Source organism: Anaeromyxobacter soli (assembly GCF_022808855.1).
Classification (GTDB): domain Bacteria; phylum Myxococcota; class Myxococcia; order Myxococcales; family Anaeromyxobacteraceae; genus Anaeromyxobacter; species Anaeromyxobacter soli.
The window spans coordinates 39,552-53,878 of the sequence record NZ_JAKZLF010000026.1 but is presented as its reverse complement, the minus strand read 5'-3'; the positions used below and the strand labels follow the sequence as shown (position 1 = coordinate 53,878).

At 73.6% G+C, this 14,327-nt stretch carries 14 protein-coding genes; 7 read left to right on the top strand and 7 right to left on the bottom strand.

Annotated features, from left to right (window positions below; translation table 11 throughout):
- Positions 1-20: 20 nt before the first annotated feature.
- Positions 21-1,463, bottom strand: coding sequence for a sigma-54 interaction domain-containing protein (locus tag MLV88_RS16955; protein ID WP_242337682.1), 1,443 nt, complete (start codon positions 1,461-1,463; stop codon positions 21-23).
- 236 nt (positions 1,464-1,699) lie between these two features.
- Between MLV88_RS16955 and MLV88_RS16950 the strand changes: the two genes are divergently transcribed.
- The 6 genes from MLV88_RS16950 to nrfD are packed head-to-tail and all read left to right on the top strand — an operon-like array spanning position 1,700 to position 8,455.
- Positions 1,700-2,974 carry an OmpP1/FadL family transporter gene (locus MLV88_RS16950; protein ID WP_242337684.1) on the top strand — a complete coding sequence of 425 codons (1,275 nt, stop codon included), beginning with the start codon at positions 1,700-1,702 and terminating at the stop codon, positions 2,972-2,974.
- 43 nt (positions 2,975-3,017) lie between these two features.
- Positions 3,018-5,252, top strand: coding sequence for a molybdopterin-containing oxidoreductase family protein (locus tag MLV88_RS16945; protein WP_242337686.1), 2,235 nt, complete (start codon positions 3,018-3,020; stop codon positions 5,250-5,252).
- Positions 5,249-5,788, top strand: a complete 540-nt coding sequence (locus MLV88_RS16940) for a 4Fe-4S dicluster domain-containing protein (RefSeq protein WP_242337688.1) — start codon at positions 5,249-5,251, stop codon at positions 5,786-5,788. The genes MLV88_RS16945 and MLV88_RS16940 overlap by 4 nt, the downstream gene beginning before the upstream one ends.
- Positions 5,789-5,797: 9 nt before the next feature.
- Positions 5,798-6,307, top strand: a complete 510-nt coding sequence (locus tag MLV88_RS16935; RefSeq protein ID WP_242337690.1) for a YeeE/YedE thiosulfate transporter family protein — start codon at positions 5,798-5,800, stop codon at positions 6,305-6,307.
- On the top strand, positions 6,304-7,503 hold the full coding sequence (locus tag MLV88_RS16930; protein ID WP_242337692.1) for a YeeE/YedE thiosulfate transporter family protein: 1,200 nt from the start codon (positions 6,304-6,306) through the stop codon (positions 7,501-7,503). The genes MLV88_RS16935 and MLV88_RS16930 overlap by 4 nt, the downstream gene beginning before the upstream one ends.
- Before the next feature lie 16 nt (positions 7,504-7,519).
- Positions 7,520-8,455, top strand: a complete 936-nt coding sequence (nrfD, locus tag MLV88_RS16925) for an NrfD/PsrC family molybdoenzyme membrane anchor subunit (protein ID WP_242337694.1) — start codon at positions 7,520-7,522, stop codon at positions 8,453-8,455.
- 48 nt (positions 8,456-8,503) lie between these two features.
- On the opposite strand, the gene MLV88_RS16920 is transcribed toward nrfD, so the two are convergent.
- The 6 genes from MLV88_RS16920 to MLV88_RS16895 all read right to left on the bottom strand — a co-directional run bounded on the left by MLV88_RS16920 (position 8,504) and on the right by MLV88_RS16895 (position 13,230).
- On the bottom strand, positions 8,504-9,367 hold the full coding sequence (locus MLV88_RS16920) for a hypothetical protein (protein WP_243338052.1): 864 nt from the start codon (positions 9,365-9,367) through the stop codon (positions 8,504-8,506).
- A 102-nt stretch (positions 9,368-9,469) separates the two neighbouring features.
- Positions 9,470-9,694 carry a hypothetical protein gene (locus MLV88_RS16915; protein WP_242337698.1) on the bottom strand — a complete coding sequence of 75 codons (225 nt, stop codon included), beginning with the start codon at positions 9,692-9,694 and terminating at the stop codon, positions 9,470-9,472.
- A gap of 2 nt (positions 9,695-9,696) precedes the next feature.
- A complete protein-coding gene (feoB, locus tag MLV88_RS16910) occupies positions 9,697-11,910 on the bottom strand; it encodes a ferrous iron transport protein B (RefSeq protein WP_242337700.1) in 2,214 nt (737 codons plus the stop codon).
- Positions 11,907-12,134 (bottom strand): FeoA family protein, encoded by a 228-nt coding sequence (locus MLV88_RS16905; RefSeq protein ID WP_242337702.1) that lies wholly within the window; start codon positions 12,132-12,134, stop codon positions 11,907-11,909. The genes feoB and MLV88_RS16905 overlap by 4 nt, the downstream gene beginning before the upstream one ends.
- Before the next feature lie 14 nt (positions 12,135-12,148).
- Positions 12,149-12,424, bottom strand: coding sequence for a FeoA family protein (locus MLV88_RS16900; RefSeq protein ID WP_242337704.1), 276 nt, complete (start codon positions 12,422-12,424; stop codon positions 12,149-12,151).
- Between the two features lie 23 nt (positions 12,425-12,447).
- Positions 12,448-13,230, bottom strand: a complete 783-nt coding sequence (locus MLV88_RS16895) for a hypothetical protein (protein ID WP_242337706.1) — start codon at positions 13,228-13,230, stop codon at positions 12,448-12,450.
- 287 nt (positions 13,231-13,517) lie between these two features.
- Here MLV88_RS16895 and MLV88_RS16890 point away from each other — a divergent pair, with 287 nt between their 5' ends.
- A complete protein-coding gene (locus MLV88_RS16890; RefSeq protein WP_242337708.1) occupies positions 13,518-14,066 on the top strand; it encodes a class I SAM-dependent methyltransferase in 549 nt (182 codons plus the stop codon).
- Positions 14,067-14,327 lie beyond the last annotated feature (261 nt).

Below are 14,327 nucleotides of genomic sequence, written 5' to 3'. Positions count from 1 at the left end.
CGCGAGGCCGGCGGACCTCGTCAGGCGAGCGCGCCGGAAGCCTCCGCGGGGTCGAGCAGCCCGAGCGCCCGCATGCGCCGCCACAGCGTGCTGCGGGAGAGGCCGAGCGCCTTGGCGGTGTCCGCGCGGTTCCAGCGGTGGGCGTCGAGCGTCGCCTGCAGGGTGGCGCGCTCGTCGTGCGGGACGGCGCGGCGCCCGGCGATCGCGAGGAGGGCCGCCGGGGTCGAGGAGGGGGCGAGGGCGGGCGCGGGCGCGACGAGCGGCTCCGCGCGCGCCGCCGCGGCCGCGCCGACCTCCGGCGGCAGGTCCTCGGGCTGGAGCGTCTGCCCCTTGCACACGGTGGCGGCGTACTCGAGCGCGTTCTCGAGCTCGCGCACGTTGCCGGGCCAGTCGTGGGAGAGGAGGGCGCGGAGCGCGTCGGGCGAGAAGTGCAGCGCCCGCGCCGTCCGAGCGCCCACGCGCCCGAGGAGGACCCGCGCGATGGGCTCGATGTCCTCGCGCCGCGCGCGCAGGGGCGGGAGCTCCACCGGGAACACCCGCAGCCGGTAGTAGAGGTCCTCGCGGAAGGTGCCGGCGGCGACGGCGCGGCGGAGATCGCGGTGGGTCGCGGCGATGATCCGGGCGTTCGTCCTGCGCACCTTGTCGTCGCCGACGCGCTCGTAGGTGTGCTCCTGCAGGACGCGCAGGAGCTTCACCTGCACGGCGAGCGGCAGGTCGCCGATCTCGTCGAGGAAGAGCGTCCCGCCCTCGGCCGACTCGAACCGCCCGGTCCGGTCGCGGATCGCGCCGGTGAAGGCGCCGCGCACGTGCCCGAAGAGCTCGCTCTCGAGCAGCTCGGCGGGGAGGGCCGCGGCGTTCACCGCGATGAACGGGCCGTTCCGGCGCGGCGAGTGCGCGTGGATGATGCGCGCCATCACCTCCTTGCCCGTCCCGCTCTCCCCGGTGACGAGCACGGTCGACTCGCTGTGCTGCAGCGTCTCGATGAGGCGGAACACCCGCGTCATGGCCTGCGAGCGGCACATCACGCCGAAGCCGGCGACGGGCGCGCAGACGTCCGGCGACTCGTCGTCGGCGGGACGGAGGATGACGAGGTAGGCGGCGGAGGGATCGCAGACGCCGTGCGGGTCGTGCTGCAGGGGCGCGGCGGTGACCGAGAGCAGCCGCGGGCCGCGCTCGCACTGGAGGTAGGCGCGCCACCCCTCGCGACGCTCGCCCGCGACGAGCGCCTGACGGAGGGGTCCCTCAGGCCCGAACAGCTCGCTGCCGAGCACCGTCTCGACCGGCGCACCCGTGATCCGCGCGGCGGCCCCCGGCCCGAGCAGCGACTCCACGCGCTCGGAGGCGTGGCGGATCCGGAACTGTCCGTCGAGCGCCATGCAGATGCGGCCGATCGAGCCGAACGCGGCGTTCACGGCGGCGAAGGCGACGTCGCGGTTGCTCGTGGGGTGCTGGGCCTGTTCCATCGGACTCTCCCTCGTCGCACACCCTGACACACCGCGTTTCGCCGTGAAACGCGGTGTGTCGTCGCACCTGAAACGCAGAGTCGCGTGCTCGAGCCAAGTCCGCGATTCGACGTGACTCCCGAACGGGCACGCGGCGCGCAATGCCCGCCTGCGACGAGAGTTGCGCCACGCAGCGAACCGCCTGGCGACGGACCGCGCGCCGGCTCGCCCGGCGTGCCACGAGAGAGGAAGAGGCCATGACGATGAAGAGGCTCACCGTGCTCCTCGCCGCGATCTCGACGATCGCGCCGGCGGCGGCGCACGCGACGAACGGCATGCGGATGATCGGCTTCGGCGCCGTGCAGGACGCCATGGGCGGCGTGGGCGTGGGCGCGACGCTCGACGGCGCCTCGCTCCTCACCAACCCGGCGGGCATCGCCGACCTGGGGCGGTGCTTCGAGCTCGGCGGCTCGTACTTCAAGCCGTCGGTCAGCTACAGCGCGACGGGGAGCATGCCCGCGATGTTCGTCGCGAACGACGGCGCGTCCCTCGACTCGGACCGCGGCGCCTCGCCGATCCCGGTCATCGCCTACGTCCAGCCGGTGACCGACCGGATCTCCGCCGGCCTCGGCGTGTTCGGCGTCGCCGGCATGGGCGTCGACTACGCGACGAACCTCTACTACGGGCCGACCCTCACCTCCTACATGCAGGGCCGCTTCACGCCCGGCGCGTCCTACCGGGTGAGCGATCGCCTCAGCCTCGGCGTCACCGCGAACGTCATGGTGGCGCAGATGAAGTACGACGTCGCCTCCGGCGCCGGCCAGGCGGCGCACGACACCTCCACGGCGGTGGGCGGCGGCGCCACCTTCGGCGTCAAGTTCACGCCGGTGAAGCGCGTCACCCTGGGCGCCGCGTACGAGACGCGCAGCTGGTTCCAGGACTTCTCGTTCGACGTCCCGGCGCGCCCGAACCCGATGGCGCCGGGCACGACGATCCCGGGCGGCACCGACAAGCTCTCGTTCGACCAGCCGCAGAGCGCCACCCTCGGCGTGGCCGTGACCCCGGTGGACGCCCTCCTCCTCGCGGTGGACGTCCAGTGGATCGACTGGTCGAGCACGATGGGTGACGGGCTCCCGCAGTACACGAGCGACCCGAGCGCCACCGGCGCCATGCCGTTCAACATGGGCTGGAGCGATCAGTGGGTGGTGAAGGTGGGCGCCCAGGTGAAGCCGACCGCGCAGCTCGCGCTCCGCGCCGGCTACAACTACGGCAAGATGCCGCTCGACCCGGACCGCGCGTTCGAGAACATGGCGTTCCCGGCCGTCTCGGAGCACCACCTCACCGCCGGCGTCGGCTACGCGATCGGCCAGAAGCTCAACGTGAACGTGGCCGGCATGTACGCGCTCAACTCGAAGCTCGAGGGCTCGAACGCCGCGCCGCCGCCGCCGATGGGCAACGGCCAGGGCATCGCCGCCTACTCGACCGAGATGTCGCAGCTCGAGATCGACGTCGGCCTCGCCTACCACTTCTAGCGCGGCAAGGCGCGTCAGGATCTCCCTCGAAGGAGCGCCAGCGATGACTCTCACCCGCAGGAAGTTCATCCAGATCGGCGGCGCGGCGGCCGGCGGCGCGGCCCTCGCGTCCGGGCTCACCACGCGCTGGTGGGGCCTCGACGCGGACCGCGTGGAGGATCCCGCCACCGACGGCGACCGCGTGGTCGCCTCGTACTGCGAGCTCTGCTTCTGGGGCTGCGGGGTGAGGGCGCACGTGAAGGACGGGCGGGTGACGAAGGTGGTCGGCAACCCCGACCACCCGCTCTCCCGCGGCATGCTCTGCCCGCGCGGCGCCGGCGCGACCGGCCTCCTCTACGACCCCGATCGCCTGAGGAGGCCGCTCGTCCGCACGCAGAAGCGGGGCGAAGACGTGTTCGAGGAGGTGAGCTGGGACGCGGCGCTGAACCGCGTCGGCGAGGGGCTCCTCGAGGTGAAGCGCCGGCACGGCCCCGAGGCGGTCGCGCTCTTCACGCACGGCTCGGGCGGCACCTGGTTCAAGCACTTCATGAAGGCGTGGGGCTCGCCCAACGTCGGCGCGCCGTCCTACGCGCAGTGCCGCGGGCCGCGCGAGGCGGGCTACCTCCTCACCTTCGGCACGCCGCTCGGCTCGCCGGAGCCGATCGACCTCGCGAACGCCCGGGTCATCACGCTCATCGGCAGCCACCTCGGCGAGAACATGCACAACACCCAGGTGCAGGACCTCGCCGAGGCGGTCGGGCGCGGCGCCGAGCTCGTGGTGGTCGACCCGCGCTTCTCGGTCGCCGCGAGCAAGGCGCGCTACTGGCTGCCCATCAAGCCCGGCACCGACATCGCGCTCCTCCTCGCCTGGATGAACGTGATGCTGGCGGAGAACGCCTACGACGCCGAGTACCTCGCGAAGCACGCGGTCGGCCTCGAGGAGCTCCGCGCGCACGTGGCGGACAAGACGCCGGAGTGGGCCTATCCCATCACCGGCCTCCGCCCCGAGCTCATCCGCGACAGCGCGCGGCTCATCGCCTCCGCGCGCCCCGCCTCGCTCGTCCACCCCGGCCGCCACACCACCTGGTACGGCGACGACACCCAGCGCGCGCGGGCCATGGCGATCCTCTCCGCGCTGCTCGGCAGCTGGGGCCGGCGCGGCGGCTACGTGAGCCACGCGAAGCTCTCGCTCCCGCCGTACCCGGTGACGGCCGAGCCTCCGCACGGGGGGAAGGGCGCGGCCGACCGGCCGAAGAAGGGCGGCTTCCCGGTCGCCACCGAGGTCATCGCCTCGGGCCTGTGCGACGCGAGCGTGTCGGGCCAGGCGCTCTACGACCTCAAGGCCTGGCTCATCTACGGCTGCAACCTCATGCAGGCGCTGCCCGACCGGCGCCAGACGGTGAAGGCGCTCGAGGGGCTCGACCTCGTCGTGTCGATCGACGTGCTGCCCGCGGAGATCTGCGGGTGGAGCGACGTGGTGCTCCCCGAGGCGACCTACCTCGAGCGCGACGACGACATCGCGGCGCCCGCGTACAAGCGGCCGTTCCTCGCGGTGCGGCAGGAGGTGGTGCCGCCGCTCCACGACTCGAAGCCGGGCTGGTGGATCGCGAAGGAGCTCGCCGGGCGCGTGGGGCTCGCGGAGCACTTCCCCTGGAAGGACGCGCGCGAGTACGTGGACGCGCGGCTCCGCGCGGGCGGCCACGACGTCGCCCGCGCCCGCGAGACGGGCGTCGTGCTCGGCCGCGAGGTCGCGACCTGCGAGGAGGAGGGGCTCGCGGTCGAGGTGCCCCACGAGTCGGGCAAGATCCAGCTGCGCAGCGAGGAGCTCGCGAAGCTCGGCTTCGACCCGCTCCCCCAGTACTACCCGCACGAGGAGCCGCCCCCGGGCCAGTTCCGGCTGCTCATGGGGCGGGCCCCGACGCACACCTTCGGCCGCACGGTGAACAACCGGCTCCTCGCCGAGCCCTACCCGGAGAACGAGGTGTGGGTGAACGCGGACGTCGCGCGCGCGCTGCCCGGGTTCGCGCAGCCGCTCGAGGACGGCGAGCGCGTGTTCCTCGTGAACCAGGACGGCGCGCGCTCCGGGCCGGTGCGCGCGAAGGTGACGCAGCGGATCCGCGGTGACTGCGTGTACCTCGTGCACGGCTGGGGGCAGACCGCGAAGCGGCTCGGCTACGCGTACGGCCGCGGCGCCTCCGACAGCGCGCTCGTCACCCGCTACGCCGTCGACCCCATCATGGGCGGCACCGGCATGAGCGTGAACTTCGTGCGCCTCGAGCGCGCCGAGAGGTCGGCATGAGGAAGCGCTACGCCATGGCGGTCGACACCGCCCGCTGCGTCGGCTGCAACGCCTGCGTCATCGCCTGCAAGACGGAGAACGCGCTGCCGAGCGGCGGGTTCCGCGGCTGGATCGCCGAGGAGACGCACGGCGCGTTCCCGGGGCTCTCGATGGAGATCCGCTCGGAGCGCTGCAACCAGTGCAGCCGCCCCTCCTGCGTCTCCGCCTGCCCGACGGGCGCGAGCCACGTCGCCGACGGCGGGGTGGTGGCCGTGACGCGGTCGAAGTGCACGGGCTGCAAGGCGTGCGTGGCGTCGTGCCCGTACGGCGCGCGCTACGTCCACCCGGAGGGCTTCGTGGACAAGTGCACCTTCTGCCTGCACCGCGTCCGCGAGGGGAACCTCCCCGCCTGCGTGGAGACCTGCCCCACGCGCGCGCTCACCTTCGGCGACCTCGCCGACCCGGCGAGCCGCGTCGCGGAGCTCACCCGCTCGCGCCGCGTGAAGGTGCTCCAGCCCGGGTCGGGCAACGAGCCGAACGTGTTCTTCCTCACGTAGGAGCCCGAGATGCAACGGAACCCCGACAAGTTCTGGAACCCGTACCTCGCCGGCGTGGCCCTCGGCCTCGTGCTCTTCACCTCGTTCCTGGTGATGGGCTCGGGCCTCGGCGCCTCCGGCGCGTCGCTCCGCGCGGGCATCGCCGCGCTCGAGGTCTTCGCGCCCTCGCACGTGGCGAGCACGCCGTCCCTCGCGCGCGCGGAGGCGAGCCCGCACGTGACCTGGCTCGTGTTCGAGATCTTCGGCGCGCTGCTCGGCGGCGTCGTCGCGGCCTACACCTCCGGCCGGCTGCGCGGCGAGGTGCTGAAGGGGCCCCGCATCGGCAACGGCGCGCGGCTCGCGCTCGCGCTCGCGGGCGGCGTGCTCATGGGCGCCGCCGCCAAGATGACGCGCGGCTGCACCTCCGGCCAGGCGCTCTCGGGCGGCGCGCTCCTGTCGGTCGGCGCCTGGGCCTTCATGTTCTCGGTGTTCGGCGGCGGCTACGCGCTCGCCTGGTTCCTGAGGAGGGAGTGGAGATGACGTTCCCCATCCTGCCGCCCTTCGAGCTCGGGCTCGTCGCCGCGGTCCTCATCGGCTTCGGGTTCGGGTTCGTGCTCGAGCGCGCCGGCTTCGGGCGCGCCAACAAGCTCGCCGCCCAGTTCTACGGGGAGGACATGACCGTCTTCAAGGTCATGTTCAGCGCGATCGTGACGGCCATGCTCGGGGTCGTGCTCGCCTCGGCGCTGGGGCTCGCCGACTTCAAGGCGCTCGCGGATCACGCCGTGAGCGGCACCTACCTCGTGCCGATGGTCGCCGGCGGGTTCCTGCTCGGCGCGGGCTTCATCGTCTCCGGCTACTGCCCGGGCACCTCGTTCGTGGCGATGGCCTCCGGCAAGCTCGACGGGCTCATGACCGTGCTCGGCGTCATCGTGGGGCAGGTCCTCTGGGCGGAGCTCGAGTGGCGGCCGGGGTTCGCGACCTTCCACAACGCCGGCGACCTCGGCAACTTCTACCTCTGGGAGCTGTTCCACCTCTCGCCGCGCTCCGGCCCGTACGTCGTCGCGCTCGCCGTGACCGCGATGGCGGTCGGGTGCTTCGTCGGCGCGGAGAAGCTGGAGCGCGTCCTCGCAGGCCGCTCCCATCCCGGCGCGGTCCCGACGCCGGCGGGGCGGCCCGGGCGCTTCGTGTTCGCGGGGCTCGCCGTCGCGGCCGCCCTGGGCCTCGTGGGCCTCGCGGCGCCGACGGTGGCCCGCGAGGGCGGGCGCGCGCCGACCGGCCTCGCGCCGCTCGCGCTGGCCCGCCGCGTGTTCGACGAGCCCTGGAAGCTCCGCATCGTCGATCTGAGGCCGATGGAGGCCTGCTCGGCGAAGCGGATCCCCGGCGCCGAGTGCGTCCCGCAGGACAAGCTCGGCACGCTCGGGCTCGCGGACGCGAGCCCCGGGCGCGACCTCGTGCTCGTCGGGGCCGCCGAGCTCCCCGCCATGCCGGAGGCCGCCGCGGCCTACCCGGGCCGCGTGTACGCCCTCGAGGGCGGCTTTGCGGCGTGGGAGGCGTTCGCGCTCACCCCGCCCGCTCCGCCCGCTCCGGGCGCGCCGGCTTCCGACCTCGAGGCGTACCGGCTGCGCGCCGGGATCCAGGCGGCGATGACCGGAATGAAGGCGGCGCCGCCGCCCCCCGTGCCCGCCGCGGCGCCCGGCGGGCCGCGCAAGGCGGGCGGCGGCGGCTGCAGCGGCTAACGAACGGGAGACCACCATGACCGAGCTCGATCTCGCGCGGCACAGCCGGCTCATCGATCCGCAGCTGCACGTCTGGGGCTGGGAGGTCCCCGTCTACCTCTTCCTCGGCGGAATGGCGGCCGGGCTCATGATCGTCACCTCACTCCTCGCCGCGCGGCGGCCGGAGCGCTCCCCCGCCGCGCGCTGGCTCGCCTTCGCCGCGCCGGTGCTCGTGTCGGTGGGCATGGGCGCCCTGTTCCTCGACCTCGCCCACAAGCTCCACATCGCGCGCTTCTACCTCGCGCTCCGGCCGTCCTCGCCCATGTCGTGGGGCGCGTGGATCCTGGTCGCCGTCTACCCGGTGAGCCTGCTCGTCGCGCTCGGCGGGCTCGACGAGGCGCAGGCCGCGCGGGCTGCGGCGCTCGCCGGCCGCGTCGGCCTGGGCGGCCTCGTCCGGACCGCGCGGGCGTACGCGCTCCGCCGCGCGCCGGCGCTCCTCCGCGCGAACCTGTGGGTGGGCGTCGCGCTCGGCGTGTACACCGGCGTCCTCCTCTCCACGCTCGGCGCGCGCGCCCTGTGGAGCTCCGCCCTGCTCGGCCCGCTCTTCCTCGTCTCGGGCCTCTCCACCGGCGCGGCCTTCCTGCTCCTCTTCGGGCTCGACGCGGACGAGCGGCGGCTCGTCGCGCGCTGGGACCGTGCGGCGATCACCGTCGAGGCGGCGCTCATCGTCCTGTTCCTCGTCGGGCTCTCCACGGGAGGCGCGGCGGGTCACGCCGCCGCGGGGCTCCTGCTGGGCGGCCCGTTCACGGCGCAGTTCTTCGCCCTCGTGGTCTTCGGCGGCCTCGCCGTGCCGCTCCTCATGGAGACGCTCGAGGTGCGCCTGCACCTCGGCGCGACCCGCGTGGCGCCCGCGCTGGTGCTCGCGGGCGGGCTCGCGCTGCGCTGGATCCTGGTCGCGGCGGGCCAGGCCTGAGGGCGCGGGGCGCCGGCGCCGTGCCCGCGCGCCGGCGGCACGCCACCGTCATCCACGCCCGTCCGCGCTCGGCTTCGCCGACGCCTCGGCCGTCGGACCGGCGAGGCGGAACGGGTGCTCGAAGCTCAGGTACAGGAACACGGCGCGCTCCCCGTGGCTCGGCCCGACGCCGAGCGGCACGCTGACGCCCGGGACGATCTGCAGCCCGCTCGCGAAGTCGATCGCGCCGCGCACGCCCGGGTTGACGGTGAACGTCTCCGCGTGATCGTTCGCGCCGGGACGCGCCGTCTCCGAGCGCGTGTAGAGCACCTCCGTCAGCACGTTGAAGCGCGCGTGGGCGAGCCAGATGAGGCTCTGCCCGGCTGAGAACGAGGTGAGCGCACCGTGGCCGCCGTCGGAGGCGAGCGCGGACGGAACGTACGTTCCGCCGAGGTTCACGTGCGTCACGAAGCGCCGCCCGAGCATGGCGCTCAGCGGCAGGTTCACCTGGACGCCGGCGCCACCGAGCCCCAGCCCGCGCCGCTCGTCGCCGGTGGGGACGAGGACCGAGAGGCGCGGCGCCAGCGCGACCTCCGTCTCCCCGCTCCCGATCGCCTGCCAGCGGTAGTTGAGCATGAGGTCGCCGAGCCCGGTGGCGCGGGGGGCCTCGAGGCCGGCGTAGTTGAGCGTGACGCTCGCCTGGTGGGTCTGCCCGAGCACCGGCCACTCCTCGGTGAACGAGTAGAGCCACGCGCCCGTGCCGCCGACGCGGCTGAAGGTGCTGATGTGCTGGATGACGCCCGGCTCCTGGTTGTAGGCCTCCTCGATGAGGAAGCTGTTGTCCTGGATCGGGAGGTCCCCCTCCGCGAGGGCGGCGGCGGGGACCGAGAGGGCGACGGCGGTGAGCAGGGCGAGGAGGCGGTTCGAGGACATCGGGTGCGTGCTCCGGCGATTCGAGTGGGGTGGGGTCCCGGGGGAGCTTCCTCCCCGGGTCGAGTCGGGCTGCGGGATGGGCGAGGGGGTGCGAGGAGCGGATCAGGTCCCCGTGCCGCCGCCGGCGGAGGCCGACGGCCGCGGTGGGCGCGGCTCCGGGCGGCGGCCGAGCGTCACGAGGGGCGCGGGTGCGCGTGCCCGGGCGCTGCACGCGCCGCCCGACGAGCACCCGTGGCAGGCGCCTCCGCCCCTCCAGAGCGAGCGGTAGAGGAGGTAGAGCGCGCCCGCCATGACGAGCGCGGCGATGACGGCGTCTTCGAGGCCCATGCTCACGCCCCCAGCCCGAGCAGGCGGCCGCCCTGGTAGACGAGGAGCGCCATCCCCCAGGCGAGCGCCGTCTGGTACGCGAAGGCGACGCCGAACCACTTCCAGCCGCCGAACTCCTGGCGCATGGCGATGGCGACCACCACGCACGGCATGTAGAGCAGCACGAACACCATGAAGCCGAGCGCGGTGAGCGGCGTGAACGCGCCGCGCACGGCGTCCTTGAGCGGGGAGGGCGCCTCGTCGGCCTTGTCGATGGAGATGGAGGAGAGCCCCGCGGTGGACACCACGTTCGAGAGCGCCTCGCGCCCGGCGCCCACGAACGAGGTGCCGATCTCGCGCAGGTCCTCGGCGAACGTCGGCGCCTGCTCCTCGTGGGCGGGCTTCGGCGCGTAGATCTCGGACATCGTGCCGACCACGATCTCCTTGGCGATGACGCCGGTGATGAGCGAGGACGCCGCCTCCCAGGTGCCGAAGCCGAGCGGCGCGAGCGCGGGCGCCATCACCTGCCCCGCCTTGCCGAGGTACGAGTCCTTCTTGTGCTCCACGCCCCAGGGCAGGTTGAGCATGAACCAGACGATGACGGACACCGCGAGGATGTAGGTGCCGGCCTTGGTGAGGAAGTGCTTCCCCTTCTCCCAGGTGTGGAGGCACAGGCTGCGCAGCGACGGCATGCGGTAGGGCGGGAGCTCCATGATGAACGCCGGCGCCTCGCCGCGGAACAGCGTCTTCTTGAAGACGACGCCCATGGTGATCGCGAGCGCGATGCCGATGACGTAGAGCGACCAGATGACCGTGCCGGGCCGCTGCGGGAAGAACACCCCGACGAACAGCACGTACACGGGGAGGCGCGCGCCGCAGGACATGAGGGGGATGAGGAGCGCGGTGAGGATGCGGTCGCGCCCGCTCTCCAGCGTGCGGGTGGCGTACACGCCGGGGACGTTGCAGCCGAAGCCGAGGACCATCGGGATGAACGACTTCCCGTGGAGCCCCATCGCGTGCATCGCCTTGTCCATCACGAAGGCGGCGCGGGCCATGTAGCCGGAGCCCTCGAGGAAGGTGATGAAGAACATCATCGCGAAGATGACGGGGACGAAGACGAGCACGAAGCCGACGCCCGCGATGACGCCGTCGTTCACGAGCGACACCGTCCAGCCCGGCGCGCCGATCGCGCCGAGCAGGACCGCCGCCCAGCGCTTGAAGGGGCCGCTCGTCATCGCGTCGATCCAGTCGCCGAAGGGGGCGGAGAGATCGAACGTGAGCTTGAAGACGAGCCACATGGCGGCGAGGAAGATGGGGATCCCGAGGAAGCGGTTCAGGACCACCCGGTCGATCCGCTCGGTGAGCTCGGTCTTCTGGAGGCTCGGCCTCTCGAGCACCTCGCGGGTGAGCCCCGCCGCGAGGCCGTAGCGGGCCTCGGCGACGATCGCCTCCACGTCGTCGCCGTGGGCGGCGACGAGGTGGGCGAGCGGCGCCGCGACGAGGGCGTCGCGCTCGAGGCCGGTCTCCTCGAGGACGCGCGCGTCCCCCTCGACGAGCTTCAGCGCCAGCCAGCGCGCGGGGAGGCGCGCGGTGAGCTCCGGGTGTCGCTCCTCGAGGGCGCGCGCCACGCCCGCGGTCGCGCCGTCGAGGTCGGGGCCGTAGGAGAGCGGGGCGATCGTCCGGACGTGGCTGCGGTCGGCGGTGGCGACGACCGCTCCGAGCAGCTCCTCGAGGCCCTGCTTGCGCGTCGCGGAGGTCGGGACCACGCGGACGCCGAGCCGCGCCTCGATGCCGCGCACGTCGATGCGGTGGCCCTTCGCCTGCGCCTCGTCGTACACGTTGAGCGCCATCACCACCGGGATGCCGAGCTCGAGGAGCTGCACCGTGAGGTACAGGTTCCGCTCGAGGTTCGTCGCGTCCACGACGTTCACGATGACGTCGGGCCGCTCGTGGGCGAGGTAGTCGCGCGCGACGATCTCCTCCTGCGAGTAGGGCGAGAGGGAGTAGGTGCCCGGCAGATCGACGAGCCGCAGGCGCCGCCCCTCGTGCTCGAAGGCGGCCTCCTTCTTCTCCACGGTGACGCCCGGCCAGTTGCCCACGTGCAGGCGGCTGCCGGCGATCGCGTTGATGAGCGTGGACTTGCCGGAGTTGGGGTTGCCGGCGACCGCGATGGTGATCGACCGCGCGGCGCCGGGGTGCTCTGCGGAGACCGGGGAGAGCTTCGGCGCGGCGCTCACGGCGTCACCTCCACCGCGATGCCCTCCGCCTCCTTCTTGCGGAGCGACAGGTGGTAGCTGCGGATCCGCACCTCGATGGGATCGCCGAGCGGGGCGACCTTCTCCACCCGCACCTCCTCGCCGGGGAGGAGCCCCATGTCCATGAGCCGCCGCCGCATCGGGCCGATCGCCCCGATCGCCGTGATGCGCCCCTTCTCGCCGGGAGAGAGCCTCGCCAGGTTCATTTCCGTCGTCTCCGTCACTTGGTGACCTTGATCTTCATGGCGACGCCGCGATCGACCGCGATGCGCGACTCGTCCACCTTGACGAGCACCGGGCCCGCGCCGTTGCTGAGCATCACGACCCGCTTGCCGATGCGGAGGCCCATCTCCTCTGCGCGCGACTCGCACCCGCCGCGCGCGGCGGTGGCGACGGCGACGATCTCCGCGGACTCCCCGTCGCCGAGGAGGCCGAGGGGCATCCCGGGGCGCGGGGCGGGCGAGCCGTCCGCTGCGGTGCTGCTGGAACGAGGCATGTGGCGGGTTCTCCGACTGCGAGTCACATCGACTGCGTGAGCTGGAAGGTGAAGACCGGCAGGCCACCGCCCTGCGAGACCGGGAAGAGCGCGCCGGCCATGAGCGCGCTGTTCTCGGCGAGCGCGACCTTCACGGTGGGGCCGGCGGAGACCGCGACCTCGCCGGCGGAGACCTCGGAGACCACCTCGGCGAGCGCGCGCCAGCGGGCGCCGAGCGCCACCGCGGCCGACGTGCCGAAGTGCAGGTGCGGCGACCACGCGGTGACGCCGCTCGCGACGCTCGCGCTCGCGCGCAGCGCCATGCGGCCGAGCGCGCGGATGGCGCCGAGCCCGAGGCCGGCCTCCGCCTCGTGGAGGGAGTGCGTCGAGCCGAACAGATCGACCGACGCGGAGAGCCCGGTCCGCGTCGCGCTCGGGGCGCGGAGCAGGAGCTTGAGCGACGCGCCGGGGGTGTCGAGCGCGACGGTGCCCCCCGTGCCGAGCCCCACGTCCGCGGAGAGGCCGACGCGCTCACCCAGCCCCATCGCGAGCTGGACGCGCGGCGAGGCCTGGAGCGCGGTCTCCCCGGTGACGGGATCCGGCTCGCCCTCGGCGAGGGCGAGGGAGAGGTTCAGGTCGCGCCCTGCGGGTGGGAGCGTGTCGCAGAGGAAGAGCGCCTCGGCGACGAGCTCGGGCTCCTCCTGGCCGGGCGCGTCCTCCTGCGAGCGCGCGAGGAGCGGCGCGACGGCGAGGGCGGCGAGGGCGAGGAGGGCGGCGCGGCGGTAGCGGCGGGAGCGCGAAGAGCAGCAGGAGTGCGTGGGGCGCATGTTCGGTCACCTCGGGCCGGCGCCCGCGTGCGGGCTCCGGGGTCGGGGCGCTGGGCTCGAGGTCCTCTGGCCGCCAATCTTGCGAATCATTCTCAATTTCGAAACGGACGATACTCGGTCTCAGCGGGTCCGATCCACGGACTCGCAGTGCGGCTGAGTTGACGACAATCAAGGGAATGGGCCAAGTCCGCCCGGGCTCACGTGATCCTCGCCGCGAGATCGCGCCCCGTGGCCGCACCCCAACGTCGCGCTACCGTGCCCCCGCCGGATGGGCGATCCCGGAGCCCATGGCCCACCGCGTCTGCCCCTGGTGGCTGGGTTATCTGCTGGTGAACCCGCTCCGGCGGCTCGTGCAGAACCCGCTCACGCTCCTGCGCCCGTACGTGGCGGAGGGGATGACGGTGCTCGAGCCGGGGCCGGGCATGGGCTTCTTCACGCTCGACCTCGCGAGGCTCGTCGGGCCCTCCGGCCGCGTCGTGGCGGTGGAGCTCCAGCCGAAGATGCTCGAGGCCCTCCGCCGTCGCGCCGGCCTCGCCGAGCGGCTCGACCTCCGGCTCGCCCACCCCGACACGCTGGGCGTCGAGGATCTCGCGGGCGAGGTCGACGTGGTGGTCGCGTTCGCGATCGTGCACGAGCTGCCGAGCGCGGCGCGCTTCTTCGGGGAGGCCTCCGCGGCGCTCCGGCCCGGCGGCCGGCTGCTCCTCGGGGAGCCGAGCGGGCACGTCTCTACGGCGGAGCTCGAGCGCGAGCTCGTGGCCGCCTCGGACGCAGGGCTCCTCGTCGCCGCGCGTCCGGCCGTGTGGCGGAGCCACGCGGCGGTGCTCGTCAAGGCGTAGCGGTTCCCCGCGCAGAGAGGCCCGCCGGAGGCCGGGCGGCGCCTGCTCGTGCGCCCCTCCGCGGCCGGCGCGGCGCGCTGCGTCGCCGCCCCCACCGGTCCACGAAGCGGGCGCTCCGAGGTGCGATCCGGGGCGCAAAAGCTGCGAGACCCCTTGCCCGGGCGCGCGGTGCTTTGTGACAATCACGCACTTTTTCGTGACGAAGCCCGAGCGCGGTTCGCCGCCAGGCTGACCGGGCGATCGGCACGCTTTGCGCGGGAT